Annotated in this window: 20 protein-coding genes; 11 read left to right on the top strand and 9 right to left on the bottom strand. The window is 45.8% G+C overall.

All coding sequences use genetic code 11. The features are described from left to right. Window positions 1-52 precede the first annotated feature (52 nt). Window positions 53-271: a 50S ribosomal protein L31 gene (gene rpmE / locus ACED46_RS03175; protein ID WP_004737142.1), complete on the top strand. Its 219-nt coding sequence runs from the start codon at window positions 53-55 to the stop codon at window positions 269-271. A gap of 334 nt (window positions 272-605) precedes the next feature. After that, window positions 606-1,895, top strand: a complete 1,290-nt coding sequence (locus ACED46_RS03170) for a malic enzyme-like NAD(P)-binding protein (protein ID WP_371720881.1) — start codon at window positions 606-608, stop codon at window positions 1,893-1,895. Window positions 1,896-2,079: 184 nt separating this feature from the next. Here the strand turns inward: ACED46_RS03170 and metJ are convergent, their stop codons facing one another. Next, a complete protein-coding gene (metJ, locus tag ACED46_RS03165; RefSeq protein ID WP_004415993.1) occupies window positions 2,080-2,400 on the bottom strand; it encodes a met regulon transcriptional regulator MetJ in 321 nt (106 codons plus the stop codon). A gap of 208 nt (window positions 2,401-2,608) precedes the next feature. On the opposite strand from metJ, the gene ACED46_RS03160 reads away from it, so the two are divergent. The 3 genes from ACED46_RS03160 (at window position 2,609) to metF (ending at window position 7,401) form a co-directional block, all read left to right on the top strand. Beyond that, window positions 2,609-3,790: an O-succinylhomoserine (thiol)-lyase gene (locus tag ACED46_RS03160; RefSeq protein ID WP_017061143.1), complete on the top strand. Its 1,182-nt coding sequence runs from the start codon at window positions 2,609-2,611 to the stop codon at window positions 3,788-3,790. Window positions 3,791-3,792: 2 nt separating this feature from the next. Then, on the top strand, window positions 3,793-6,204 hold the full coding sequence (locus tag ACED46_RS03155) for a bifunctional aspartate kinase/homoserine dehydrogenase II (RefSeq protein WP_371720880.1): 2,412 nt from the start codon (window positions 3,793-3,795) through the stop codon (window positions 6,202-6,204). A 297-nt stretch (window positions 6,205-6,501) separates the two neighbouring features. Continuing rightward, entirely contained in the window at window positions 6,502-7,401 is a 900-nt protein-coding gene (gene metF / locus ACED46_RS03150; protein WP_004729683.1) for a methylenetetrahydrofolate reductase, read from the top strand. Between the two features lie 124 nt (window positions 7,402-7,525). Here the strand turns inward: metF and ACED46_RS03145 are convergent, their stop codons facing one another. From ACED46_RS03145 to argE, 3 genes are all read right to left on the bottom strand, one after another. Then, a complete protein-coding gene (locus ACED46_RS03145) occupies window positions 7,526-8,065 on the bottom strand; it encodes a PadR family transcriptional regulator (RefSeq protein WP_017061141.1) in 540 nt (179 codons plus the stop codon). Between the two features lie 348 nt (window positions 8,066-8,413). Continuing rightward, entirely contained in the window at window positions 8,414-11,050 is a 2,637-nt protein-coding gene (ppc, locus tag ACED46_RS03140) for a phosphoenolpyruvate carboxylase (protein WP_017063683.1), read from the bottom strand. Window positions 11,051-11,301: 251 nt separating this feature from the next. Continuing rightward, window positions 11,302-12,438: an acetylornithine deacetylase gene (gene argE / locus ACED46_RS03135; RefSeq protein WP_004729680.1), complete on the bottom strand. Its 1,137-nt coding sequence runs from the start codon at window positions 12,436-12,438 to the stop codon at window positions 11,302-11,304. 153 nt (window positions 12,439-12,591) lie between these two features. On the opposite strand from argE, the gene argC reads away from it, so the two are divergent. From argC to argH, 4 genes are all read left to right on the top strand, one after another. Next, a complete protein-coding gene (gene argC / locus ACED46_RS03130) occupies window positions 12,592-13,596 on the top strand; it encodes an N-acetyl-gamma-glutamyl-phosphate reductase (RefSeq protein ID WP_371720879.1) in 1,005 nt (334 codons plus the stop codon). Window positions 13,597-13,608: 12 nt separating this feature from the next. Further along, window positions 13,609-14,397: an acetylglutamate kinase gene (gene argB, locus ACED46_RS03125; RefSeq protein ID WP_017063686.1), complete on the top strand. Its 789-nt coding sequence runs from the start codon at window positions 13,609-13,611 to the stop codon at window positions 14,395-14,397. Window positions 14,398-14,510: 113 nt separating this feature from the next. Continuing rightward, window positions 14,511-15,722 carry an argininosuccinate synthase gene (locus tag ACED46_RS03120; protein WP_017061137.1) on the top strand — a complete coding sequence of 404 codons (1,212 nt, stop codon included), beginning with the start codon at window positions 14,511-14,513 and terminating at the stop codon, window positions 15,720-15,722. A gap of 347 nt (window positions 15,723-16,069) precedes the next feature. After that, window positions 16,070-17,944 (top strand): argininosuccinate lyase, encoded by a 1,875-nt coding sequence (argH, locus tag ACED46_RS03115; protein ID WP_017061136.1) that lies wholly within the window; start codon window positions 16,070-16,072, stop codon window positions 17,942-17,944. 255 nt (window positions 17,945-18,199) lie between these two features. On the opposite strand, the gene ACED46_RS03110 is transcribed toward argH, so the two are convergent. Beyond that, a complete protein-coding gene (locus ACED46_RS03110; protein WP_029235423.1) occupies window positions 18,200-18,448 on the bottom strand; it encodes a DUF3624 domain-containing protein in 249 nt (82 codons plus the stop codon). An 87-nt stretch (window positions 18,449-18,535) separates the two neighbouring features. Between ACED46_RS03110 and ACED46_RS03105 the strand changes: the two genes are divergently transcribed. Further along, complete coding sequence (locus ACED46_RS03105) at window positions 18,536-18,895, top strand: RidA family protein (RefSeq protein ID WP_017071317.1); 360 nt, start codon at window positions 18,536-18,538, stop codon at window positions 18,893-18,895. 69 nt (window positions 18,896-18,964) lie between these two features. On the opposite strand, the gene ACED46_RS03100 is transcribed toward ACED46_RS03105, so the two are convergent. The 4 genes from ACED46_RS03100 to ACED46_RS03085 form a co-directional block, all read right to left on the bottom strand. Then, window positions 18,965-20,653: a hypothetical protein gene (locus tag ACED46_RS03100; protein WP_371720878.1), complete on the bottom strand. Its 1,689-nt coding sequence runs from the start codon at window positions 20,651-20,653 to the stop codon at window positions 18,965-18,967. A gap of 245 nt (window positions 20,654-20,898) precedes the next feature. Further along, complete coding sequence (locus tag ACED46_RS03095) at window positions 20,899-22,365, bottom strand: dihydrolipoyl dehydrogenase (protein WP_371720877.1); 1,467 nt, start codon at window positions 22,363-22,365, stop codon at window positions 20,899-20,901. Window positions 22,366-22,640: 275 nt separating this feature from the next. Then, on the bottom strand, window positions 22,641-23,369 hold the full coding sequence (locus ACED46_RS03090; RefSeq protein WP_017061133.1) for a glutathione peroxidase: 729 nt from the start codon (window positions 23,367-23,369) through the stop codon (window positions 22,641-22,643). A 44-nt stretch (window positions 23,370-23,413) separates the two neighbouring features. After that, window positions 23,414-23,593: a hypothetical protein gene (locus ACED46_RS03085; RefSeq protein WP_017096544.1), complete on the bottom strand. Its 180-nt coding sequence runs from the start codon at window positions 23,591-23,593 to the stop codon at window positions 23,414-23,416. Here ACED46_RS03085 and oxyR point away from each other — a divergent pair. Beyond that, complete coding sequence (gene oxyR, locus ACED46_RS03080; protein WP_017061132.1) at window positions 23,592-24,485, top strand: DNA-binding transcriptional regulator OxyR; 894 nt, start codon at window positions 23,592-23,594, stop codon at window positions 24,483-24,485. The genes ACED46_RS03085 and oxyR overlap by 2 nt on opposite strands. The last annotated feature ends 31 nt before the right edge of the window (window positions 24,486-24,516 follow it).

Below are 24,516 nucleotides of genomic sequence, written 5' to 3'. Positions count from 1 at the left end.
GTGGTGTGCGGCTTAGAATCGTATAGCGACACGGCCTACTTGAGGTTATCCCATGAAAGCTGGAATCCACCCAGAATACAAAGCAGTTACTGCAACTTGTTCTTGCGGCAACACATTTGAGTTCAACTCAACGCTAGCAAAAGAATCAATCCACCTAGACGTATGTGACAAATGTCACCCGTTCTACACTGGTAAGCAACGTATCGTAGATACTGGCGGCCGTGTTGATCGCTTCAACAAGCGTTTCGGTGCTCTTTCTAGCAAGAAGTAATTCTCGCTATTTAGACATGAAAAAGGACACTTCGGTGTCCTTTTTTGTTGCCTGTAATTTGAGAAAGCACTGACTTCTATTCAAGCATCACTCTCACCCAACGATAAGTTGCCTCTCTATTCTATTTCAGGGCAATTCCTTGCGTATCTCTCTTCACCAAAATTCAGCACGAAACTTCAACAAGCGATAGTAATTTCAACTGCTCACTGGTCTTATTAGTAGTGAAATCTCGTTTTTTAATGAGACAGAGGCTTCAACCACCTAGGAACTTTGAAGTACATCCATTAACATGAACAAGATCCCCCAAATAATAATATCCTAGGAACCTACACCTATGTCTGAAGACAGCAGCCAAGCTCAATCCTCTCAAGAATTATCGCCTCAAGAACAATTCCGTCAGCAAGCTCTTGATTATCATGAGTTCCCGATTCCAGGCAAAATTGCCGTAGAACTGACGAAGCCTGCAAACTCTGCAGAAGACCTAGCACTTGCATACAGCCCTGGCGTGGCTGAGCCTGTTCGCGAGATCGCACAGAACGTTGATAACGTTTATAAGTACACAGGTAAAGGCAACATGGTTGCTGTTATCTCTAACGGTACAGCGATTCTTGGCCTAGGTAACCTTGGCCCTATTGCCTCTAAACCAGTTATGGAAGGTAAAGCGCTCTTGTTTAAGCGTTTTGCTGGTTTAGATTCTATCGATATTGAAGTGAAACACCGCACAATCGATGAGTTCGTTGATACGGTTGCGAATATCGCAGATACATTCGGCGGTATTAACCTGGAAGACATCAAAGCACCAGACTGTTTTGAGATTGAACGCCGCCTGATTGAACGTTGTGATGTTCCGGTATTCCACGATGACCAACATGGTACAGCGATTGTAACGGCAGCGGGTATGCTGAATGCGATCGAGCTTCAAGGTAAGAAACTTGAAGAGTGTAAGACCGTTTGTTTAGGTGCTGGCGCAGCAGCGGTTGCTTGTATGGAGCTACTGATTAAGTGTGGCGCTCAGCGTGAAAAAATCTACATGCTTGACCGTAAAGGTGTGATCCACACTCGTCGTGATGACCTCAACGAATACAAAGAGCTGTTCGCAAATAACACTGATAAGCGTACGCTTGAAGATGTTATCGAAGGCGCTGACCTGTTCTTGGGTGTATCGGGGCCGAATCTACTGCCTGCTGAAGCACTAACGCTGATGGCTGATAAGCCTGTTGTGTTTGCATGTTCAAACCCAGATCCAGAGATCAAGCCTGAGCTTGCACACGAAGTTCGTTCTGACCTAATTATGGGTACAGGCCGCAGTGATTACCCTAACCAAGTAAACAACGTACTTTGTTTCCCATTCATTTTCCGTGGTGCACTAGACGTGCGTGCGAGCGAAATTAATGACGAAATGAAGCTAGCGGCGGTTAAAGCGATTCGTGAACTGGCGAAAGAAGAAGTTCCAGCTGAAGTACTAGCAGCTGCGGGCGAGACTGCACTGGAGTTCGGTAAGGGTTACATCATTCCTAAGCCAATGGACCCACGTCTACTTCCTCGCGTAGCACGAGCAGTTGCGGAAGCGGCTGTTGAATCTGGCGTAGCTCGTATCGAGATGCCTGCTAACTATATGGCTTAATAGCTTGTTATAGTTTTATAGCGACTGCTCTATTGAGCGCAAAAGAATAATAAAAAACCGACTCATCTGGAGTCGGTTTTTTTATGTCTATCATTCACAGCGCAATCATATAAAACTATGCGTGATGTGATCAATAGGGTTCAGCTAGAGCGAATCAATAATGAAGGCAGTGACTGAGTTGTTTTTATTCTTCGTCAAACGCTTCGAACTCGATACCCATCTCTGTCATCAGTTTTTTCACTTCAGCAGGAATATCGTCTGGGCGGTCTTTACGAAGGTCTTCATCCGTTGGTAGTGGTTGGCCTGTGTACGCATGTAGAAAGGCTTCGCACAGTAGCTCACTGTTTGTTGCATGGCGTAGGTTGTTAATCTGGCGGCGAGTACGCTCGTCAGTAAGCACCTTTAGCACTTTTAAAGGGATAGAAACTGTAATTTTCTTTACTTGTTCGCTTTTCTTTCCATGCTCAGCATATGGGCTTATGTATTCACCATTCCAGTCGGCCATTGCGTACCTTCATCACTTTAGTTGTTAGAATAAATTAATAGTGGTGATTTTAGCGGGATTTACCGCCATAAGCAAAGACATATAGACGTCTAGAAGTGTTGACGTCTCACGTTTATGAAAGTAAAGTGAATAACATATATCTAACACAGTCGCAAAATGCCGACAAGCAGCTGTGATTCTCAGACGCAAAACTTGTAAGGAAGCACCTATGAGCAGCCGGAAGCCAGCAACAATCGCAGTACGTACTGGTATCGAGTCAGACACGCAACACCATGCCGTTGTCCCACCTATTTATCTTTCGACTAACTATGGTTTTCCCGCTTTTGGTGAAGTGCCAAAGTACGATTACACCCGTTCAGGTAACCCAAACCGCGGTTTACTAGAAACGGCACTGTTTGAGCTTGAATCGGGCAAAGGCGCGGTGGTCACTAACTGTGGTACCTCGGCGCTAAACTTATGGGTTTCTGCTTTCTTAGGTGGCGATGATCTTATTATCGCGCCACACGACTGCTACGGTGGTACTTACCGTCTGTTTAACACTCGCTCACTCAAAGGTGACTTCAAAGTTCTATTCGTTGATCAATCGGATCAAGCGGCACTGGATGCAGCGATCGCGCTTAAGCCAAAGTTGATCTTAATTGAAACACCATCGAATCCTTTGGTTCGTGTGGTTGATATTGCAGAAACTTGCCGAAAAGCGAAAGAGGTTGGTGCTCTGGTTGCTGTCGACAACACGTTTTTGACTCCTGTGTTCCAAAAGCCTTTAGAGCTGGGTGCGGATTTTGTTATCCACTCAACCACTAAGTACATCAACGGACACTCGGACGTTATTGGTGGCGTTGTCGTCACGAAAACTGAAGAGCACGCTGAAGAGCTAGCATGGTGGGGCAACTGTATTGGTGCGACCGGCACACCATTTGATAGCTACATGACTTTACGTGGTATTCGTACGCTAGGTGCGCGTATGCGAGTTCACGAAGAAAGCTCACGTGAGATTCTAGCGTCTCTACAGCAACAAGATCTTGTTGGCACTATTTACCACCCAAGCCTTCCTGAACATCCGGGTCATGATATCGCGAAGAAACAGCAATCGGGCTTTGGTTCCATGCTCAGTTTTGAGTTTGCGGGCTCATTCGAGGCGCTTAAATACTTTGTTGATAAGTTAGAGCTGTTTTCTTTGGCAGAATCATTGGGCGGTGTTGAAAGCCTGATTTGTCACCCTGCATCGATGACTCACCGCGCGATGGGTGAAGAAGCCTTAGCAGAAGCGGGTGTTTCTCAGCAACTACTGCGTCTATCTGTTGGCCTTGAAGATGCAGAAGACCTAATCGATGACCTCAAGCAAGCGTTTGAAAGAACACAGCGCTTTATCGCTGAAGGGGAGGGTTAATAATGGCAACCTTTCGCCAGCTACATAAATTTGGTGGCAGCAGTTTAGCGAATCCTGAATGTTACCAACGCGTGGTCAACATTCTTAGAGAATACTCATCAGCATCTGATTTGGTGGTGGTATCGGCAGCAGGCAAAACAACCAACCGTTTGATTGAATTTGTTGAAGCGCTCGACAAAGATGGTCGTATTGCCCATGAATGCCTACAAGCACTTCGTCAGTTCCAACTCGATCTGATTGAAGCACTGCTTGAGGGTGAATCAGCCGCACAACTTACTTCAACCATTCAACAAGAATTTACCGCTTTGGGTGAGCTAACGGCTCCCTTGAGCGAAGCACAAAAAGCAAAAGTGCTTGGACACGGTGAGGTTTGGTCTTCACGTCTACTCGCGGCTTTGTTGTGCCAGCATGATTTACAAGCCGTTGCTCAAGATGCGCGTGCTTTTTTACGTGCAGAAGTGGGCGCTCAGCCTGAAGTCGACCGCGCACGTTCTTACCTTCTGATCAAAGAAGCCTTGGCGCAGCATGCACATTGCCGCGTGGTGATTACGGGCTTTATGGCTCAGAACTGCGAGGGTGAAACGGTATTGCTTGGCCGTAACGGTTCGGATTACTCAGCAACCGTGATTGGTGCTTTGGCTGAAGTTGAACGTGTGACGATTTGGAGTGATGTGGCAGGCGTTTACAGCGCTGACCCTCGTCTGGTTTCAGATGCGTGTCTATTGCCTCTACTTCGCCTTGATGAAGCCAGCGAATTGGCTCGTCTTGCCGCTCCAGTGCTTCACAGCCGAACGCTACAGCCTGTGGCTCAAAGTGCTATGGATCTCAGCTTACGCTGCAGCTATCAGCCGGAATCTGGTTCGACTCAGATTGAGCGTGTTCTGGCATCGGGTCGCGGTGCAAAAATCATTACCTCTCTGGATGAAGTGCTGATTGTGCAACTGACTTTTGGTCACGGCCATGATTTCGACCGTCTAGAGAGTGAAGTGCTTGAAGGGCTTAAGCGTGCTCAACTTGAGCCGCTTGCTTATGAGCTTGAACCGGATCAACACTGTTTGCGTCTTGCCTACACAGAAGAGATCGCTGGTGGTGCATTAGAATATCTCCAAGACCATGCGATTGAAGCTGAGATTAAGCTAAAAGAAGGTTTCTCTCTGATTGCTGCAGTGGGTGCGGGTGTGACTAAGAACCCTAACCATTGCTACGGTTTCTACCAGCAGCTTAAGAGCTCGCCGGTTGAGTTCATCTCAGAAGCGAACTCAGGCTTAAGCTTGGTGGCTGTGATTCGTAAGAGTGAAACATCAAGTCTAGTGAAAGGCATTCACTCTCAATTGTTCCAAGCGCAGAAGCGTGTTGCGATTGCCTTGTGTGGTAAGGGCAACATTGGTTCAAGCTGGTTAAGCCTGTTTGCTGAGCAAAAAGCGGAACTTGAAAAGCGCCGTGGAATGAACTTTGAATTGGTTGCCGTGGTTGATAGCCAAACCTATTGGTTCGACGATCAAGGCATTGATGCGACTTCGGTAGGTAAGCGCTTTGACGACGAAGCTATTGCTAACAATGGTAACGACTGGTTAGAGCGTTTGGGCTCTATTCAAGGTTATGACGAAGCAGTGGTTCTGGATGTGACTGCGAGCCCAGTGCTTGCAGCAAAGTATCTGCAAATCGCACAACAAGGTATTCACCTAATCTCGGCGAACAAGGTGGCAGGTTCTGCATCGAGCGAGTATTACCATCAAGTACAAGATGCTTTCGCTAAGATCAGCCGTCATTGGTTGTACAACGCGACAGTGGGTGCTGGATTGCCGATTAACCACACGGTACGTGACCTACGTGAAAGTGGCGATGACATCATTGCGTTGTCTGGCATTTTCTCGGGCACGTTGTCTTGGTTGTTCCAACAGTTTGATGGCACCGTGCCGTTCAGCGAGTTGGTTGACTTAGCATGGCAACAAGGCCTTACGGAACCTGACCCTCGTGCTGACCTAGATGGCTCAGACGTGATGCGTAAGCTGGTGATTCTGGCGCGTGAATCTGGTTTGGATATCGAACCTGAAAACGTAAAAGTGGAATCACTGGTACCTGAAGAGTTGCAAGACCTGTCGGTAGATGACTTCTTTGATAAGGCTTCTGTGCTAAGCGAAGAGTTGGCGGAGCGCTTAGAGAAAGCGCACTCTCAACAGAAGGTTCTGCGTTACGTAGCGCGTTTAGAGAAGAATGGTAAGGCAACCGTAGGTGTTGAAGCCCTATCTAAAGAACATGCTCTGGCGAACTTGTTGCCTTGCGACAACATCTTTGCGATTGAGAGCAAATGGTACAAAGATAATCCATTGGTTATTCGTGGCCCAGGTGCCGGTCGTGAAGTAACGGCAGGTGCAATTCAATCTGATTTAAACAGAATGTCTAGCCTGTTCTGATACTCATATCGGTTGGTTTGAAACTCAGATCAATTGTTTTAGTACGTAAATGGCATACTATTCACTAAGATAAATAAGGCTGAAAGCACGATGTGTTTTTCAGCCTTTTTTCTACATTATTTCTGCTTTGCGACCCATCTAACGACTTGAGTTTTACTCACGATCTACTTGAGAAAAATTCATAATGGATCTGTTGACATTAAATCGTATTCAATACATTCTACAGACATATAGACGTCTAAACGTCGTTTAAGGATTTGAGTTTTTAGTGGTTGCTTTTGCCACAGGGAGAGTAAGATGGGATACACACACGCTAGTCATATCGACGCTTTAAATCAGAATATCGCTGAGCTTTCTGACAACATCAATGTGTCATTTGAGTTTTTTCCACCGAGCAGTGAGAAGATGGAAGAGACCCTGTGGAACTCTGTTCACCGCCTTAAAACACTTCAACCAAAATTTGTATCGGTAACTTACGGTGCAAACTCGGGCGAACGTGACCGTACCCACTCAATCATTAAAGAAATTAAAAACCAAACCGGCCTAGTGGCTGCACCGCACCTAACGTGTATTGATGCAAGCCGTGAAGAGCTGATTCAAATTGCCGACGATTACTGGGCAAATGGTATCGAGAGTATTGTTGCGCTACGTGGTGATATTCCAGCAGGTGGCGGCGCGCCAGAGATGTACGCATCTGACCTAGTCGAGCTACTTAAATCTCGCCACGATTTTGATATCTCAGTAGCGGCATTCCCTGAGGTTCACCCTGAAGCAAAAAGCGCTCAATCTGATCTTATTAACCTAAAGCGTAAAGTGGATGCGGGTGCCAACCGTGCCATCACTCAGTTCTTCTTTGATGTAGAGAGCTACCTACGCTTTCGTGACCGCTGTGTAGCGGCTGGCGTTGATGTTGAGATTGTACCGGGCATTCTGCCGGTTTCTAACTTCAAGCAAGCATCTCGCTTTGCTGCGATGAACAACGTAAAAGTACCGGGCTGGATGGCGAAGCAGTTTGAAGGTTTGGATGATGATCCAACGACTCGTCAGCTTGTTGGTGCTAGCCAAGCAATTGATATGGTTCGTACACTGAGCCGTGAAGGTGTGAAAGATTTCCACTTCTACACGCTAAACCGTGCAGAAATGACTTATGCACTTTGCCATACGCTAGGTGTTCGTCCGCAAGTCGCTGCGCTGTAAGAAAAGTCTAAGAAGTAAAGCCTAAGCACTTGTAAAAAGCCTCTGGCAGTAACATTTCAAATCCTATAGATACAAAAAAGGCTTGGACTCATAGAGTTCAAGCCTTTTGCTTTTCTAGCTTAACTTAAGCTAGAGCGCCAAGTTCAAGCAGTACTTCTTCAGCCCATACAATCCATGCTTCACGGATAAGTAGGTTACGACGAAGTGTTAGACGCTCAAGGCGTGCTTGCTTGTCTAGTGTCGATGGCGTTGCGTAGTAAGCTGCTTCGATTTCACGGTAGTGAGAAACCAGTTTGCGAGACTCTTCTACTAGCTCAGCAAGCTGTACACGGTAAGCGTCAGAAGGTTGTACAGCACAAGCCATTAGCTTAGCTGAGAACTCGTCACGAACGGTTGGGTGTGCAGTTGGTTGTTCAAACCATTCACCTAGCGCGCCACGGCCAGCATCAGTGATAGAGTAAACTTTACGATCAGGTTTGCCTTCTTGAGGCTCAAGCACGCAAGTTACCTGGTCGTTCTGAGCCATTTTATTTAGCTCGCGGTAAACTTGTTGATGGCTAGCTTTCCAGAAGTAACCAATGCTTGCGGAGAATTCTTTTGTGATATCGTAACCAGTAGCATCGCGTGTACTTAAAACGGTTAGAATTACGTGTGGTAATGACATGTCTGAAATCCAAATGGTAAACAGTAAACAAATACTTAAACAACAAGTGTGCTTCTAATGGCACGTTATATTGGTTATGTCTAAGTAGCACCAACTCATCGGTTGGTTATGTCACCTTACAAAGCCGTTTATCACCTAGGTTGACCAGTTTATTGGTCAAGATGCTGCAGATTATTTTTTGGAGTGTTTCCGCAGCGGAGCAGTAGTATATCTAAATAATAAGCATAAAGTAGAATACATGGACAAAATAACCCAAAAAACTGACAAAAAACTCAGTATTGCTTATTTTGTGAAATAAAAAGGTCGCACTAGGCGACCTTTTGTCTGTTGAATGGTAGGAATCACTAATTAACCAGTGTTTCGCATGCCTGCTGCAATGCCTGCAATCGTCACCATTAGCGCTTCTTCAAGCTCTGCTGGTGGTGTTTCACACTTACGAGTACGGTAAAGCAGTTCAGCTTGAAGCATGTTTAGTGGCTCAACGTAGATGTTACGTAGGCGGATTGACTCAAGTCCCCAAGGGTCGCTCTGCATTAGGTTCTCGTTGTTCTCAACATTTAGCACGGCTTTGATGTCTTTTTGCAGCTGTTCACGCAGTAACTCACCTAATGGTAATAGCTCTTCGTCAACAAGGCGTTGGTCGTAGTACTTAGCGATTTCCATGTTGCACTTCGAGTACACCATTTCCAACATACCGAGACGGGTAGAGAAGAACGGCCACTCGCGACACATCTCTTCGAGCAGGGCTTGATGGCCTTGATCTACAGAGTACTGAATCGCTTCACCAGCGCCTAACCATGCAGGCAGTACCAAACGGTTTTGGCTCCAAGAGAAGATCCATGGAATCGCACGTAGGCTTTCTACGCCGCCGTTCGGGTTACGTTTCGCAGGGCGAGAGCCAAGAGGCAGTTTACCTAGCTCCAGTTCAGGTGTCGCTTGACGGAAGTAAGGTACGAATTTCTCTTCGCCACGAACCACGTTGCGGTAAGCCTCACAAGATACTTGAGATAGCACTTCCATTAGGTCGCGCCACTCTTGTTTTGGCTCAGGTGGCGGCAGAAGGTTCGCCTCTAGAATCGCGCTTGCGTAAAGGTTGAAGCTGTTTACAGCAACGTCTGGTAAGCCAAGTTTAAAGCGGATCATTTCGCCTTGCTCTGTTACACGTAAACCGCCTTTCAAGCTCTTAGGTGGCTGAGAAAGAAGAGCAGCGTGCGCCGGAGCGCCACCACGACCAACTGTACCGCCACGACCGTGGAATAGAGTCAGTTCAATGCCTTCTTCATCACAAACCTTAACCAGCTTGTCCATTGCATCGTATTGAGCCCAACCTGCAGACATAACGCCGGCATCTTTTGCTGAGTCAGAGTATCCAATCATCACCATTTGGTGGTTTTGGATAAAGCCACGGTACAAGTCGATGCTCATTAGCTGTTTCATCACTGCTTCTGAGTTGTTCAAGTCGTCTAGCGTTTCGAACAGTGGACACACGTCCATGCGATACGGGCAACCACACTCTTGCAGCAGCAAGTGAACAGCCAGTACATCCGATGCAGTACGAGCCATAGAAATCACGTAAGCGCCGAAGGCTTCACGAGGTTGAGCAGCGATGACCTTACAGGTGTCTAAAACCTCTTTAACCTGTTCAGATGGCTCCCAATCACGAGGAAGTAGTGGGCGCTTAGAGCTTAATTCATTGGTTAAGAAAGCAATCTTGTCTTGCTCGCTCCACTGGTCGTAGTCGCCAATGCCTAGGTAGCGAGTCAGTTCAGACAGCACATCTGAGTGACGTGTACTTTCTTGACGAACATCGAGACGCACTAGGTGTACACCGAATGCTTTTAGGCGGCGCAAGGTATCAAGTAGAGAACCGTCTGCGATTACGCCCATGCCACATTCGTGCAGCGATTGGTAACACGCGTAAAGCGGTGTCCAAAGTTGGTCGATGTTCTGTAGTGTTTCTTTCTTCGGTACTTCAGCATCATGCAGTTTTGCATCGAGCACTTCTAACGTGTTGTTCAGCAGAGTACGTAGGCTCTTTAGGATTGCTCGGTAAGCTTCATGCTCATCACCCGCTAGTTCACGAACGGCATCATTACACTTAGTCATCGATAGTTCGGTAATCAGCTCGTTTACGTCACCTAGGTAAAGGTCAGCGGCTTTCCAGCGAGATAGGCGCAGTACTTCTTTGGTGATGGTGTGCGTTACGAATGGGTTACCATCGCGATCACCGCCCATCCAAGATGAGAAGTGTACCGGGCGCGCATCAATTGGTAGACCTTCACCAAGGTAGCCTTTTAGTCGGCCGTCCATTTCACGTAGGAAATCTGGTACAGCTTCCCAAAGTGAGTTTTCAACAACCGCAAAGCCCCATTTCGCTTCATCAAGTGGCGTAGGGCGTTGCTGACGAATCACATCTGAGTGCCAACCTTGAGCGATAAGTTGCTCTAGGCGACGTTCTGTTTTCACGCGCTCTTTGTGTGATAGGTCGCTTAATTCTAATTTAGACAGACACTCGTTGATCTTAACCAATTTGTTGATCATGGTGCGACGAGTGATTTCTGTTGGGTGTGCAGTCAGAACGAGTTCAATGTTCAGGTCGCGAACGGCTTGAGCCGCATCTAGCTTGCTGATGTCATTCTGGTTTAATTTGGAAAATAGAGATTGCAGCACGTCTGGTTCACAAACATGCTCCTCACAGTGGCGAGAGATGGTGTGGTACTGCTCTGCCATGTTGGTGAGGTTGAGAAATTGGTTAAATGCACGAGCAACAGGAGTGAGTTGTTCGTTCGGCAGGTTTTTGATTTCTTCAACTAGGCTGTCACGGTCAGCTTTGTTGCCTGCGCGGGCGGATTTGGAAAGTTTACGGATAGTCTCCACTTTCTCTAAGATAACGTCACCATGTGCATCTTGGATTGTGTTACCTAGCAAGCGTCCCAGCATGCTTACGTTACTCTTGAGAGCGGCGTATTTCTCGTTCATTGTCATCCTGCCTCGTAAAAAAATTACATCCATTGTTCCTTGTTAAGTACACAATCTAGCGAAAAGTGCTGTATCTAGTCAAATAAAGCATTCTAAGTTTGCAATTATTAGTTTTCGAAATGCGGGAGAAGTAAATTTTCCAAGACTTCGGAATAAAGTGAAATTTAATTACAAGATCAGGCTTTGGCTGGGATAACAGAATAAAAGCCACCTTTTAGGGCAGCTTTTATAAAAAAGTATCGCAAGGGTAGCAATAACTAGAAACAATATTTACGAATAGATTTACTCAGAACATCAATCGTTGGATCGATAAAATCGAAGCTTAGGAACTCATCTGGTTGGTGAGCTTGGTCGATAGAGCCCGGCCCTAGCACTAAGGTTGGGCAAAGTTCTTGAAGGAAAGGTGCCTCAGTGCAGTAGTTGACGGTTTGCGATTCAATCTCACAAACGGATTCCATGCCACCAATAAATGGATGGTCGTGTTGGCACTCATAACCTGGGATAGGTTCGTGCAGTGGCGTAATCTCGATTCTGCCCGGCCATTTTGCTTCCACTTCTTTAAGTGCGCTGCGCAGCATGTTATCCAAGCCATCTAGGCTGATACCTGGCAAAGGACGCACATCATAGTGCAGCTCACAGCAACCACAGATACGGTTGGCACTGTCGCCACCGTGGATATGGCCAAGGTTTAGAGTGGGGCTTGGAATTGCGAAACCCGGGTGGTGATACTCTTTGACTAGCTTGTCACGCAGTTGCATTAAAGCGAACAACACTTCATGCATGATCTCGATGGCGTTGACACCTAATGCAGGATCAGAAGAGTGACCTGATTTACCCGTTACTCGCACAGCGTTAGCAACATGGCCTTTATGGCCACGAATCGGCACAAGGCTGGTTGGCTCACCAATAATGCAGTAATCCGGTTTAAACGGTGCATTTTCAGTGAAATGACGCGCACCCAGCATGGTGGTCTCTTCGTCACAGGTTGCCAATACATATAGCGGCTTGGTCTGTTTGCTCCAATCCATCTTCTTTGCCGCTTCATAAACGAAAGCGAAAAAGCCTTTCATATCGGCTGTGCCTAATCCATAGAAGCGATTGTTGTGTTCTGTTAGTGCGTGAGGGTCGAAGTTCCAACGTCCTTCATCAAATGGCACTGTGTCGCTGTGTCCTGCGAGTAGCAAGCCACCTTCGCCCGATCCCATCTTAGCGACCATATTATGCTTGCCGGGTTCGACTTCCACGACTTCAACGCTAAAGCCTACGTCTTTAAACCATTGAGCCATTTTTTCGATCACTTTCTCGTTGCCATGATCCCAGCTTGGATCGGTCGAGCTAATAGAGTCTGTGGAAATTAGGCCTTTGTAGACCTCAAGAAAACTCGGTAATTGCATAATAACTTCACTTCTACTATTGACAGGAAAACCATAAGTCGGTAAAACACATATTAAATCATATTTAATGCATAAGAAATCAAATAAAGCTAAAAATTAAGTATGAATAGTCAAATTTGAAATGTAACTTACCTCAGAAATGGATGTGTTGAGATGTTGAAAACCACGATCATTGGCGCAAGCGGCTACACAGGAGCAGAACTGGCTCTAATGATAAACAGACACCATGAGCTCACGCTATCAGGTTTATATGTCTCAGCCAATAGTGTAGACGCAGGTAAACCTATAGCGGCACTGCACGGTAAGTTAGCTGGTTTGATTGATATGCCAGTACAACCTTTAACAAATCCGGAAGAAGTAGCTAAACAATCTGATGTGATTTTCTTAGCAACGGCACACGAAGTCAGTCACGACCTAGCGCCAATTTTTCTAGAGAACGATTGCCAAGTCTTCGACCTATCGGGAGCATTCAGAGTTAAAGGCGAAAACTTCTATCAAGAGTTTTACGGTTTTGAACATCAACACGCACAATGGCTAGACAAAGCGGCTTACGGTTTAGCGGAATGGAACGAACAAGAAATTAAAGAAGCTCAGCTTGTCGCTGTCGCGGGTTGTTACCCAACGGCATCACAACTGGCGATTAAACCTTTGGTTGAGGCCAAGTTACTGGATGAAAACCAATGGCCAGTGATTAACGCGACTAGCGGTGTGACTGGTGCAGGCCGCAAGGCGACGATGGTTAACAGCTTCTGCGAAGTAAGCCTGCAAGCTTATGGCGTCTTCAATCACCGTCATCAACCTGAAATGGCTGCACATTTAGGATGTGATGTTATTTTCACTCCACACCTCGGCAACTTTAAGCGCGGTATTTTAGCGACCATCACCATGAAACTGGCTGAAGGCGTGACAGAACAACAGATACAAGATGCCTTTGAACAAGCTTACCAAGGTAAACCAGCAGTGAGATTACTCGAAGAGACACTGCCAAGAATTCAAGATGTAGAACAGACACCTTTCTGCGACTTAGGTTGGAAGGTTCAAGGTCAACACATCATCGTTGTTTCAGCGATTGATAACTTATTAAAGGGTGCATCTAGCCAAGCGATGCAGTGTTTAAATTTACGTTATGGTTTTGCGCCATTAACTGCGTTAGTGTAAGGAAATCTAGATATGAGCCTTAATAATCAACCATTAATCATAAAGTTAGGTGGCGCAGCGCTATCTTGTGGTGAAACACTTAGCAAGTTATTTGGTGCTATCTCTGCTTACCAACAACAGGCACAACGACCAATCGTGATTGTTCACGGTGGCGGTTACCTTGTTGATGATTTGATGAATAAGTTGAATCTAGAAACCGTTAAGAAAGAAGGGCTACGTGTTACTCCTTATGATCAGATCCCTGTGATCGCTGGTGCACTAGCGGGCACGGCCAACAAACTACTTCAAGGTCAGGCAATTAAAGACGGTATCAATGCCGTTGGTTTAAGCCTAGCAGACGGTGGTTTATGCAAAGTGAGCGAACTGAACCCTGAACTGGGCGCGGTAGGAAAAGCGGAGCCGGGCGACTCAACCGTTCTGCAAGCGATTCTTAATGCGGGCGCACTGCCAATCATTAGCTCAATTGGTCTTACTGAGCAAGGTCAACTGATGAACGTCAATGCCGACCAAGCTGCGGTTGCCGTTGCGGGCGCACTTGATGCTGAACTGGTACTGCTTTCTGATGTAAGTGGTGTGTTGGATGGCAAAGGCCACCTCATTCCAAGTCTTAATCAACAGCAAGCCGATGACCTTATTGCCGGCAAAGTGATTACCGACGGCATGATCGTTAAGGTTCAAGCTGCACTAGAAGCCGCTAACGACCTTGGACGACCAATCGAAGTTGCCACTTGGCGATACCCAGAAAAGCTAACACAACTGTTTTCAGGTAAAAGCATAGGAACACAGTTTTTACCTCAGTAGGTCTCACAACGAGTCACTACTTAAAGAATTTAGACAAATTAAATAAACATATAATTATGAAGTCATTTCCAACGCTGACCGCCATGTGCAGTATGGAAACTAGGAGAAAGAAAATGAGCAAAGTTAACGTAAAGAAAGTTGTAGTAGCCTACTCTGGCGGTCTAGACACATCAGTAATCATTCCATGGTTGAAAGAGAACTATGACTGTGAAGTGGTTGCGTTTGTTGCGGATGTTGGTCAAGGCGACGAAGAGTTGATTGGTATCGAAGAGAAAGCAAAAGCTTCTGGTGCATCTGAGTGTTACATCGCAGACCTTAAAGAAGAGATGGTTGCTGACTACATCTACCCAACGCTGAAAACGGGCGCTTACTACGAAGGTAAATACCTACTAGGTACGTCGATGGCGCGTCCAATCATCGCGAAAGCACAGGTTGAAGTCGCACGTAAAGTAGGTGCAGACGCACTGTGTCACGGCTGTACTGGTAAAGGTAATGACCAAGTTCGTTTTGAAGGCGCATTTGCTGCACTAGCACCTGATCTACACGTAATTGCACCATGGCGTGAATGGGATCTAGTGAGTCGTGAAGAGTGTCTAGATTACCTGGCTGAGCGTAACATCCCTTGTACGGCTTCTCTTACTAAGATTTACTCGCGTGATGCAAACGCATGGCACATCTCAACAGAAGGCGGCGTTCTAGAAAACACATGGAATGCACCTAACGAAGATTGCTGGGCTTGGACTGTAGACCCTGAGCAAGCGCCAAACGAATCTGAAACAGTGACGCTTAAAGTTGAAAAAGGCGAAGTGGTTGCGGTTGATGGCGAAACAATGACGCCATACAACGCACTGGTTTACCTAAACGAGAAAGGTGCTAAGCACGGTGTTGGTCGTATCGATATCGTAGAGAACCGTCTTGTTGGCATGAAGTCTCGTGGTTGTTACGAAACTCCGGGTGGCACAATCATGATGGAAGCACTGCGTGCAGTAGAGCAACTGGTTCTTGATAAAGCGGCATTCGAATTCCGTGAAGAGCTCGGTGTTAAGGCTTCTCACCTTGTATACGATGGTCGTTGGTTCACTCCACTATGTAAGTCAATCCTTGCCGCGACAGAAGAGCTAGCACAAGACGTGAATGGTGAAGTGGTTATCAAGCTTTACAAAGGCCATGCAACGGTGACTCAGAAGCGTTCTGACAACAGCCTGTACTCAGAAGAGTTTGCAACCTTTGGTGAAGATGAAGTTTACGACCAAAGCCATGCTGAAGGCTTCATCCGCCTTTACTCGCTATCAAGCCGTATCCGTGCTTTGAATAGCCAAAAGTAATCCTAACAATGAGTTAGTGAGCTAGCCTTTGATGAAAGATTGAAGGTTAGTAAACAGACATTATTATGCAAAGCCCATTCACTATTGATTAGTGAGTGGGCTTTTTACTTTCTATTTGCCTAATAAATCAGCTTCGGTTTTTCCTATCGGATGGCATATAATTCGCGCTCCACGCTAAAAATAATCAATGGATTGAACTGTTGGTGAATAAATATGTGAAAATAATGAATTAATACTTTATTTTCATTTTGAATTGCCGTAAGTTTAAACCATCAGAAAAATACTGAATCTTAATCAGAATTATCATTTGCAAAAACAGTGAGCACTGTGCAATTAGGAGATACACAATGGCATTATGGGGCGGTAGATTTACCCAAGCAGCAGACACCCGGTTCAAAGATTTTAACGATTCTCTTCGTTTTGATTACCGATTGGCTGAGCAAGACATTGTGGGCTCAATTGCCTGGTCTAAAGCTCTACTGTCGGTCAACGTATTAACAGAAGAAGAGCAACAGAAGCTTGAGTTAGCGCTGAATGAGCTAAAACTTGAGGTGATGGAAGATCCTGAACAGATTCTACGTTCTGATGCAGAAGATATTCACAGCTGGGTTGAGCAGCAACTTATCGGCAAAGTCGGTGACTTGGGCAAAAAACTTCACACTGGCCGTTCTCGTAACGACCAAGTGGCGACAGACCTGAAACTATGGTGTCGTCAGCAAGGTAACCAACTGCTACTGGCATTGGATCGCCTACAAAGCCAAATGGTGAACGTTGCTTCTCAGCATCAAGAAACCGTGCTTCCTGGCTACACTCACTTACAACGTGCTCAGCCGGTAACTTTTGCTCACTGGTGCTTGGCTTACGTTGAAATGCTTGAGCGTGATTATTCACGTTTGAATGATGCGATTAAGCGTCTAGACACATGTCCGCTGGGTTCTGGTGCCCTTGCTGGAACAGCTTACCCGATGGACCGTGAAGAGTTAGCTCACAACTTAGGTTTCCGTCGTGCAACGCGCAACTCTCTAGATTCAGTTTCTGACCGCGACCATGTGATGGAGCTAATGTCGATTGCTTCTATCTCTATGCTTCACCTTTCGCGTCTTGCAGAAGATATGATTTTCTACAACTCAGGTGAATCAAACTTCATCGAGTTAGCGGATACCGTGACGTCAGGTTCATCTCTGATGCCACAAAAGAAAAACCCAGATGCGCTAGAGCTTATCCGTGGCAAAACTGGCCGTGTTTACGGTTCATTAGCGGCAATGATGATGACAGTAAAAGCTCTGCCTTTGGCGTACAACAAAGACATGCAAGAAGATAAAGAAGGTCTGTTCGACGCTTTAGATACTTGGAATGATTGTATGGAAATGGCAGCACTCTGTTTTGACGGCATTAAAGTGAACGGCGAACGTACACTTGAAGCCGCGAAACAAGGCTACGCGAACTCAACTGAATTGGCTGATTACCTAGTAGCGAAAGGGATTCCTTTCCGTGAAGCTCACCATATTGTTGGTGTGACGGTAGTGGCGGCGATTGCTAAAGGCTGTGCATTAGAAGAATTAACCATCGCAGAGATGAAAGAGTTCTCTGAGGTGATTGAGGAAGATGTGTATGACATCCTGACCATTGAATCGTGTCTTGAAAAACGTAGCGCGCTAGGCGGTGTATCTCCACAGCAAGTGGCTTACGCGGTTGACCAAGCTGAGAAACGTTTATCACAGCGTGATACGTCCATCGTCAAGGTTCGTCCTGCTCGTCTGACCGATATTGAAGCGTTGGAAGGTATGGTCGCTTACTGGGCGAACATGGGTGAAAACCTACCTCGTTCTCGTAATGAACTGGTGCGTGATATTGGCTCGTTTGCGGTCGCAGAGCATCATGGTGAGGTGACAGGTTGTGCATCACTCTATGTGTATGACTCTGGCCTAGCGGAAATCCGTTCACTGGGTGTCGAAGCTGGCTGGCAAGGTCAAGGGCAGGGTACCGCAATTGTGCAGCACTTGGTTGAGAAAGCGCGACAAATGGCCATCAAGAAGGTGTTTGTGCTGACTCGTACTCCAGAGTTCTTTATGAAGCATGATTTCTTACCAACATCGAAATCTCTGCTGCCTGAGAAGGTACTGAAAGATTGTGACCAGTGTCCTCGTCAACATGCGTGTGATGAAGTGGCATTGGAAGTGAACTTGGTAGAGCAGATAATTGCTAAGGTTAATGTTGCATAAGGCATTGATTTTATAGCTCCTAAAAAAAAGATCAAAAATCTGATCTTTTTTGGGAACAAACTAAGAAAAGCCCGGTCTATTAAAGTACCACTGCTTTTTCTTAGAATTTTCTAAGAAAGCCCTAGAATCGATTGGTTCTGGGGCTTTTTTCTATCTGCTGTTCGGGAAATGACAATAGCTCGAAAATTATGATGAATTATCGGATTGTTTAGCCCTGTCTCTAATCACTACTCTTTATCCAATAAAGACTTCCAGCTAACGTTTTTTGCCCTTTAACGGTAGCACCACAAACTTCATGACCCAATGCAACGACAGCAAGCCACTGAACGCGAAAGCGGCCATCATCAACGCGATGGCATTGATGGTTTTTGGGTCTTCTCTGAAAAACAGCCACCATACTCCCCAACTCAAAATCGACAACACCATCAGCTGATTCATGCAACGCTGGCAGCGACCGAGTTTGTTACGGATTTTTTCACTTTTATTGCAATGAATGCATGTCATCTTGGGTTTGATTCGCGTTATGCTTGTTGCCCTGATAATAACACGTCACAAGATATTGGATCACGGTGACACAGAGAGAGAAAGTCGATGATTGAGCGCCAAGAAACCAAGCAACGTATGAGCCGTATTGTTAAACACAACGGTACTATCTACCTATGTGGCCAAGTTTGTGCTGATGCAACTAAAGACATCACTGAACAAACTCAAACCATGTTAGATAAAGTAGAAGCGCTACTTGAGCAAGCAGGCAGCGACAAAGAGCACATGCTGTCAGCAACGATTTACTTGAAAGACATGAAAGACTTCCAAGAAATGAACGCAGTTTGGGATGCATGGGTTCCAGAAGGCCACGCTCCAGCTCGCGCATGTGTGACAGGCGACATGGCTCGCGAAGCGCTACTTGTTGAGATCTCTGTGATTGCTGCTGAGAAAAACAGCTGTTGTTAAGTCATTCTTAGTTCAATGAAAAGCCTCGCTGTTATGCGAGGCTTTTTTATATGACTAATTCTGAAACAGTTAGCTAGATACTTTTTGCATTATGCTACGACCAACAACTTGACCCGACTTAGATTTCTTCGTACGGATTAACAAGCCTTGATCCCAGTCTGTCCCAGCAGGTTGGTATTCCCATTTGACGAAATACTCTTTATTGTCAGGGCACACGTCACCCTGAACATAGTCATCTTGATCACAGAAGCGCACGACCGTGTTCAACTCTGTAAGGGTTGCCTGAGATTGTCGACCTGTTTGGTTGAACCACCAATAATCGATGTTAGCTAAATCTTCATAGGTGTATGGTTCGTCATGGGTATTGTCTTGTGCGGTTCCATTTTGACATTCCGAACCGCTGATGGTGACATTGGATTCTGAGAAAGAGTAGCTTTCCTTCGCTACGGAGTTGTCTGCGCAAATCTGAGTGTTAACCCATTCACCTTCAAAGTTTACGTAGCGCTCACCTCCAGCCTCATCTACAGGATAATAGAATGCGACTAACTGAGTGTTTCGGCTATCGGTGCAACTTGATGGCGATAGATCACAGCTATCTCCATTTAACTCTGTTTTGTTAGTAATCTCTGTGTAGATGCCAGTAATCGGGTCGTAAGCTCCTGAGATAACTTCACGCTGCCATGCGGAGTCGATATCTCCATCATCTTTATCGTCTCGAACTCGTTCATTGAAGTGATTTAACTCACTAATAGTGCTTGCTTGGAATGGACCAAAATTGAACTCATCCCAAGGAAATGGTTCGTTGGTTTCTTGAACACCTTCAGGGTCTTGCAGTTGGTAAGCGAATGTCCCATTTTTAATGATCGAATAATTTTCGTCGGGGATTCCATCACAGCTTTTATCAACAAAGTTATGGCCTGCCGCGAGGCAGTTTAAATAATCTTCAGCTCTGCTTTCCGAAAGGGATGTGTCGTTTGAGCCAGCAAGCATAACTACGTTTTCTGAATCTAAAGTGAAGTCCATAGATGTCATGCCACGAGTTTTTTCAAAGAGCTCGATTGGCAGGGTTTTATCTGCATGTACGTAGGTAAATGTTTGTGGGTCTAAGTCTGTAGCGATTTTATACTGAGTAACATCGATATAGCGTACGTGTTTATGACCACCTTGTGCGAACGGGTTGTTGGTATCAACGTCTCCACGCACCATTTCACCAAAAGAATCAGACATATGTGCGATAGCTTCAGCGTCAGTCACTATGTTCGTGGAAGCAACGCCAATCTCAGTTAAAAAAGTCTCAACACTGCTGATATTGTCGAGTCTAAGGTTGACTAACGCATCAGCAACTTGCTGATCGTCTCTGTCTTGCAGCTTTTCCGGGATAGTTAAAACGCCGCTTCCGGAACTACCAAATTGGTTATTAACAGACTGGAGTAGAACCGCTAAGTTTATCGCTCTGTTGTATTTACCAGCTGCTTCAAACGGTGTTACTACTTCTTGCACTGAAGCTGCTCCTACTTTTACACCATCAGGACCACCAATATAAAAGGTGACTGAATCGTGCGGGAGGGCGTTGAAATTCCCTTCTGAATCCGTTACTCCATTTAACCCTGAGCTTGTTGTGTATGATAACCCTTCAACAGCAGAATCAATAAATTGGTATGAGGTTATAGTTTCCTCGCTTGATCCTGAATTGGAGTCTGAGCCGCACCCAATTAAAGCCAAAGTAATGGTTGCTGCTAGCAAACTTTGTTTGAACATTACATCTTCCTTGTGAACATTTTAGTTGTAGTAAATTGCTGAAAATTCCCTTTATGGAATAAAGGTCACCTTTCGATGAGTTACTATTATAGAGGTATGCAAGGGGATGAATGGAAGTGTCGAAATGTATCTAAAAGTAACCAAGTGACTTTAATCATACTTGGTGTGGAAAACATTATGAAATATGTGGGTAAATAGAAAAATAGCTTACCAAAGGCAAGCTATTTATATTAAATATCAATAATTTAACAACCAGGGCCACAATCTAGGCAGTGTTTCACCATCTCTGGGCCTAGGTGCAGTTTCGCATTCAGGTCACGTAGGGCAGTTCGTACACCCTCTTCGATTACTGGGTGGTAGAACGGCATGTCTAGCATCTCAGAAACCGTCATCTTGTTCTGGTGTGCCCATGCTAACAAGTGAGCCAAGTGTTCTGCGTTTGGTCCCATCATCTCAGCACCAAGGAAGCGGCCTGTACCTTGCTCGCCGTATACGTGCAGAATACCTTTGTTGCGCAGCATCACTCGAGAACGACCTTGGTTTTCGAAAGACACTTCACCCGTTGCGAAACAGCCACATGTGCCCAAGCGTGTGGTGATCTCTTTGTAGGTTTCACCAACCATCGCGATTTGCGGGTCAGAGAATACTGCCGAGATTTTAGAGCGGCGTAGGCCTGCACGAATCTCTGGGAAGCGACCTGCATTGTCACCCGCAATACGAGCTTGGTCTGCTGCTTCATGCAGTAGAGGCAGTTGGTTACTCGCATCACCAGCGATAAATATTGATGGTAGTGATGTTTGTAGCGTGTAGTTGTCTGCGATTGGCACACCACGTTCATCAAGCTCTAGAGAGGTATTCTCTAAGCCAAGCTTGTCAGTGTTAGGGCGACGACCTGTTGCTGCTAGTACGTATTCAACGACGTTAGTTTCTAATTCACCTTGTTTATTGATGAACTGGATTTCGACACGTGGCTCACCCGATTCAGTGGTAATGCGCTGCATGCTTTCGATTTTCACGTCGGCATCGAGATAGAACTCTTCATTGAAAGCTTTATCTGCATAAGCCATGATCTCTGGATCAGTTACTGGGCCAACTTGACCACCCAAACCGAACAGTTTGGTCTTCACGCCTAAGCGGTGCAGTGACTGACCAAGCTCAAGACCAATAACACCAGGGCCAAATACCGCAACCGATTCTGGTAAATCATCCCAGCTGAACACGTCGTCGTTAATGATCAGGCGATCGCCAAGCTCATTCCAAACGGCAGGGTATGCAGGGCGAGAACCGGTCGCGATAACAATACGCTTAGCGGTGACAACCGTGTGGTCATCAATTTGTAGTGTGTTGTCATCTAAGAACTTTGCGTAGCCAGAGATCTTGTCTTGCTCTGGGATTTCATCAACACCTTCTAAAACAAAACCAACAAAACGGTCACGCTCAAACTTCACTCGGTCCATCACTTCACGGCCGTTAATCACGATATCACCTTGTGGGTGAACGCCAAAAGCCGGAGCTTTCTCGATTTGGTGTACGCTTTCTGCAGCTGCAATAAGCAGTTTAGATGGCATACAACCAACGCGAGCACAGGTAGTACCGTAAGGGCCGCCTTCAATCATCACGACACTGTCAGTGTGTGCTTTTGCAGCGCGGTAAGAACCTAGACCTGCCGTACCGCCCCCGATAACTGCTACATCTACATTGACTTGTTTCATAATAATTTTCTCGCAATGGCTGAATTTAGTTTGAACGAACCCCTCCAACTCTGGTGATTTTTTTGAGAGTCAGGATAACGGGTCAGTTTTGTGATTCTGTTTTATTAGGTTTAGCTTGTGACTCTGCTTTTATTGCTAACTATAGGTTAGTAAAAGACAGGCGAGTCACCAGCTATATTCTTTTTCCCAAAACTCAGATAAGAGTGTTTGGAATAGCTAACCCACAAGAGGGTGGGTTAGCTGATACTTCTAAGCCTATATCGGCGATGAAGCGATTAGCCTAGGAAAGTTTCTAGTTCTTCACTACCACCGATGTGTTTGCCACCGATGAATACTTGAGGAACGGTAGTGCGACCAGAGATTGCACGTAGGCTTACTGTTGTTGCATCTTTACCTAGAACCACTTCTTCGTAGTTCAGACCTTTGTCGATTAGGTTCTGTTTTGCTTTCATACAGAAAGGACAGCCTGGCTTAGTGAATACTGTGATTGACTCTTGCTCTTTGTGCTCAGGAGCAAGGTAGTTCAGCATAGTGTCTGCATCAGAAACCTTGAACGGGTCGCCTGGTACGTCTTCTTCGATGAACATTTTTTCTACCACGCCGTTTTTAACCAGCATGCTGTAGCGCCATGAACGTTTGCCGAAGCCGATGTCGTTTTTCTCAACTAGCATACCCATGCCGTCTGTGAAATCACCGTTACCATCAGGGATGAATGTGATGTTTTCCGCTTCTTGGTCTGCTTTCCATGCGTTCATTACGAACGTGTCGTTTACAGAAACACAAAGGATGTCATCAACGCCGTTTTCTTTGAACACTGAATGTAGTTCGTTGTAACGAGGTAGGTGGCTTGAAGAACATGTTGGAGTAAACGCACCTGGTAGGCTGAATACGATAACTGTCTTGTCTTTGAATAGCTCTTCAGTAGTTACGTTAACCCATGCATCACCTTGGCGAGTTGGGAATGTTACTTGAGGGATTGATTGACCTTCTTTAGATGCAAACATATTGATTTCCTTAAATAGTATTTTTAATTTTGTTCTATCAGAGCTTAACGTTTTTCTTCGCTCTGTTTCGTTTCGTTGAGCCCATTATTAGATAAATCCTTTGATAGTTCTAATCGTTTGATGTTATGGTTTTGATAGGTAAATTCTATCAAGAGCATTTTTCTTTTAAATGTTTCTATTAGAACCCTTGTTCTTATTAAAACCTGAGGTAAGAGACTGATCATGAACATTCGTGACTTTGAATACTTGGTGGCGCTCGCAGAGCATAAACACTTCCGAAAAGCGGCAGAAGCGTGCTTTGTCAGTCAGCCGACACTAAGCGGTCAAATACGCAAACTCGAAGATGAAATTGGACTTCAGTTAACCGAGCGTAGTCCAAGGAAGGTGATATTTACAGAATCAGGGTTACAACTTGTTGAACAAGCCAAGCGTATTCTCAATGAAGTGAAAACTTTTAAAGATATGGCGAGTGGACACGGTGAAGCGATGACGGGGCCAATGCACATTGGTTTTATTCCAACCGTGGGTCCTTACATCTTGCCTAAGATTGTTCCTCATCTTAAAGAGAGCTTCCCAGATCTTGAGCTTTACCTGCATGAAGCTCAGACCCATCAGTTAGTGAGCCAACTTGAAGATGGCAAGCTTGATTGCTTAGTACTGGCTGCGGTTGATGAAACGGCGGTGTTCAAAGAGATCGATGTGTATGACGAGCCGTTAAGTGTTGCCGTTCCATGTGACCACGAGTGGGCTCAGCAAGACACTGTCGATATGCTGCAGCTAAATGGACAAACCGTACTTGCGCTAGGTGACGGTCACTGTTTGAGAGACCAAGCCTTGGGCTTCTGTTTTGCTGCGGGCGCCAAAGATGATGAGCGCTTTAAGGCAACCAGCTTAGAAACGCTGCGTAACATGGTCGCGGCGGGGGCGGGGATTACCTTGCTTCCTCAGCTATCGGTGCCGAAAGAGAAGCAGAAAGACGGTGTGTGTTACGTACCTGCTGTGAATCCAACACCTTCACGTCGCATTGTTGTTGCCTACCGTCCGGGCTCTCCATTGAAGGGACGTTTCGAGCAATTGGCTGAGACGATTCGAACTCAACTGGAGAAGACGGCTTAGCGCTTGAATTTAGAGCCTAGTCTGGTCAGAT

The sequence above is a fragment of the Vibrio sp. 1S139 genome (assembly GCF_041439475.1).
Lineage (GTDB): Bacteria > Pseudomonadota > Gammaproteobacteria > Enterobacterales > Vibrionaceae > Vibrio > Vibrio crassostreae_C.
This window is presented reverse-complemented; position numbering and strand designations above follow the sequence as displayed.